This is a genomic window from Actinomadura sp. 7K507 (assembly GCF_004348425.1).
GTDB lineage: Bacteria > Actinomycetota > Actinomycetes > Streptosporangiales > Streptosporangiaceae > Spirillospora.
The window spans coordinates 1-2,868 of sequence record NZ_SMKK01000454.1 but is presented as its reverse complement, the minus strand read 5'-3'; the positions used below and the strand labels follow the sequence as shown (position 1 = coordinate 2,868).

The following is a 2,868-nucleotide window of genomic DNA, read 5'->3' as shown; positions in this document are numbered from 1 at the left end:
CCGCAGCCCCCCGCACCGCAGCCGCCCGTGCAGGAGGCGCCCGCGCAGGAGGCGCCCATACAGCAGCCGCCCGTGCCGCAGCCGCCCGTGCAGGGGGCACCCGCGCAGCCGCCGCCCATGCAGCAGCCGTCCCCACAGGAGCCGCCCGTCCAGGAGCCGCCCGTGCAGGGGGCGGATGTTCCGGGGGCGGCTCAGCAGGGCGAGGCCTTCGTGCACTCCGAGTTCGACTGGGAGGCGGCGGTCAACCCCGTGCTCGGCGGGGTGGCTTCCGGTGGCGAGGCTGGGCAGGACGGGCCCGAGGCGGCGGGTGCCTCGTCCGGTGTGCCCGCACCTCCGGTGTCCGCGCATCCCGAGGCGCCCGGACAGGTGGGCGGCGGGCACCAGGTCCCGGCGGACGACCTCGTCCGCAAGAACCAGCACGGCGACCCCCTCGCCCGCCGCATGGGACGCGGCGTCCGCGGCGCGATGGGCGGCGGGGCGCGGGAGGCCAGGGAGAAGGCCGCGTTCGCCGACCTGATGCAGCGGTCGGTGCCGAGTTCCCGGCAGATCGCGGTCGCCAGCGTCCGCGGCGGCGCGGGCAAGACGACGATGGCGGCGATGCTGGCGACGGAGCTGGCCCTCAATCGCGCCGACCGGGTGCTGGCGGCGGACGCGGACGCCGAGCTGGGGTCGCTGCCGCTGCGCCTCGGCGTCAACCCCCAGCTGTCGCTGTTCGACCTGGCTGCGCACAACCCGAACACGTTCCAGGAGGCGGAGGGATTCCTGACGCGGACGCAGCACGGCCTGTACGTGCTGTCGTCCACGCGCGGCGGGCGCATCGCCGGGGAGTTCACGCTGGAGACGTTCCAGACCGCGCTCAGCTCGGTGAGCCGCTATGTCGCCGCGACGGTCGTCGACTGCGGCGCGGGGATTCTCACCGAGGTGAACCGCGGTGTCGTGACGAGTTCACACGGCCTCGTGCTCGTCACCCCGGGCACGGTCGACGGGGCTCTGAGCGCGCGTGGGGCGCTGGAGTGGTACGCGGCCAACGATCTGGGCGGCCTGCTGAGCCGCACCGTGATCGCGATGGTCGCGCATGCCCCCCAGGTGAACGCCGACCTGCAGCGGGCGCAGCAGATGCTCGCCGCCTGGGGACTGCCCGTCGTGTTCGTCCCCTACGACCGGCATCTGGCGACCGGCAGTTCGGTGGAGGTGGCCAAGGTCTCCGCCGCGGCCAGGACCGCCGTCACCCGCGTCGTGCACGAGGTGTTCTCGCGGTCGCTGGCCGCGGGCGGACCCCGCTGACCTGGACGGCGCCGGGCGGAGTCCGCGCCGTCCGCGCCGTCAGTCGTTCCACACGAGGGTGTTGGTGATCTCGGTGCCGATCTCGCCGGCGGTGGTGAAGACGGAGCCGGTGCGGCCGCCGGTGGCGGTGCCGGTCGCCCAGTACGACTGCGCGTAGATCACGTTGGAGCCCTGCGTCCAGGAGCGCGTCCAGTAGGCGGGGTCCGGCCGGGGCTGGCGGATGCCGCTCGAGTTCGACGGGGTGAGCAGCTTCGGCCAGCCCTTGCTGGAGGTGGCGCGGCTGACGCTGCGCGCCGCCGAGGGGCTGGAGAACTTCGCGATCGACACCGCCGTGATGATCCGCTTGGTCGAGCTGGCGTAGACGGCCGCGTGCATGTCCCCGATGCACGGGTACGACCGCAGCGTCGAGCGAAGCCGGGTGTTGGCGCGCAGGTTGCACGACTCGGTGCGGGTGCCGGCGCGGGTGAACGTGTTGCCCTTCGCCGTCCGGATGGTCGTGGACAGGACCGAGGTCGGGTCCGACCCCGTTCCGCCGCCACCGCCCAGGGACTGCGTGGGCCTGGGCTCGGAGGAGGCGCGCGGGGAGTAGGTGGGCGTGTAGGTGGGCGACGCCGACGTGTTGCCGGAATCGTCGTCGTCCGCCAGGACGACGAAGGCGCCGATGCCGACCAGGGCGAGGACCCCCACCACGCCGAAGATCAGCAGGGGGACGAGCGCTCCGCCGCCCCCGCGCCGGGGTGGTGGGTAGCCGGGGCCTCCGGGCATTGGCGGGCCGTGCGGCGGCGGGGGCGGCGGGAAGCCCGGCCCACCGGGCGGCTGGCCGGGCCATTGGGGGGAGTTCATGAGCGCTCCGTGCTGAAGTCATGCGGGGTGGCTGATGAGATCAGGCCAGCGTAGCGGCCAGAAGTTGGCGATATCACGCGGGATGGTACGTATGTCCCCCGGAGGGTCGCGTCCGGCGGGCGGGGGCGGCACGCGCGGATGTCTCGTAGGGTTTGCGATGGAGGAGGGAGGCAGGTGTCCGACGCAAGCCGGCGAAAGGTCGCCGCTTCCGGTGACGGCCCGCTCGGTCCGCCCGATGCCGGGGTGGCCCATGAGCACTGATCTGGTGGCGCTGGTGCGCCGCCGTCCGGACCTCTACGCCTTGGCCGACGGCCTGGTCGCCATGGGCGAGCCGCTGGAGCTGCGCGGCGGGGATCCGGAGCCGACCCTGGTGTACGACGCCGAGGGCCGGCTGCTCGTGTCGATCGAGGACGCGGTGCAGGTGACGGCGCAGAGCGAGATCCGGCGGCTGCTCGGTCCCGAGTTCGCCGGCAGGGTCACCGCCCCGGTGTGGTGGGTGGACATCCGTGCCGTGGCCGACCTGCCCGACGCGGAGCGGGTGGCGCGCAGGTACGCCGACTCCCTGGTGCACTGGGCCGGAGGGACCGTCTACCCGGACGGGATCAGCGAGGGTCCGGCGCGCAGCTGGAAGGCGTCCGATCAGGGAGGCGGACCGTCCGGCGCCGCCTCCGGACAGGACGGCGCCGCCTACCACGGCGGCGTCATCGGAGGCTGAGACCCGCCGTTCGCCCGGCCCCGGCC

Annotated in this window: 4 protein-coding genes; 2 read left to right on the top strand and 2 right to left on the bottom strand. The window is 74.1% G+C overall.

Annotation, left to right across the window (positions count from 1 at the left end):
• The coding region (locus E1285_RS48040; RefSeq protein ID WP_165967039.1) for a hypothetical protein at positions 1-216 on the bottom strand (216 nt) is incomplete at its 3' end.
• Between E1285_RS48040 and E1285_RS44290 the strand changes: the two genes are divergently transcribed.
• Positions 211-1,284, top strand: a complete 1,074-nt coding sequence (locus E1285_RS44290) for a MinD/ParA family protein (RefSeq protein WP_243723480.1) — start codon at positions 211-213, stop codon at positions 1,282-1,284. The two genes, E1285_RS48040 and E1285_RS44290, sit on opposite strands and share 6 nt — an antisense overlap.
• A 39-nt stretch (positions 1,285-1,323) precedes the next feature.
• Here the strand turns inward: E1285_RS44290 and E1285_RS44285 are convergent, their stop codons facing one another.
• Positions 1,324-2,127, bottom strand: coding sequence for a hypothetical protein (locus tag E1285_RS44285; RefSeq protein WP_132160897.1), 804 nt, complete (start codon positions 2,125-2,127; stop codon positions 1,324-1,326).
• Positions 2,128-2,377: 250 nt separating this feature from the next.
• On the opposite strand from E1285_RS44285, the gene E1285_RS44280 reads away from it, so the two are divergent.
• Positions 2,378-2,842, top strand: coding sequence for a hypothetical protein (locus E1285_RS44280; RefSeq protein ID WP_207947285.1), 465 nt, complete (start codon positions 2,378-2,380; stop codon positions 2,840-2,842).
• The last annotated feature ends 26 nt before the right edge of the window (positions 2,843-2,868 follow it).

Bases quoted from the DNA above. Each gene is read 5' to 3' on its own strand.
- E1285_RS44285 (WP_132160897.1), bottom strand. From the start codon at position 2,127: ATGAACTCCCCCCAATGGCCCGGCCAGCCGCCCGGTGGGCCGGGCTTC.
- E1285_RS44280 (WP_207947285.1), top strand. From the start codon at position 2,378: ATGAGCACTGATCTGGTGGCGCTGGTGCGCCGCCGTCCGGACCTCTAC.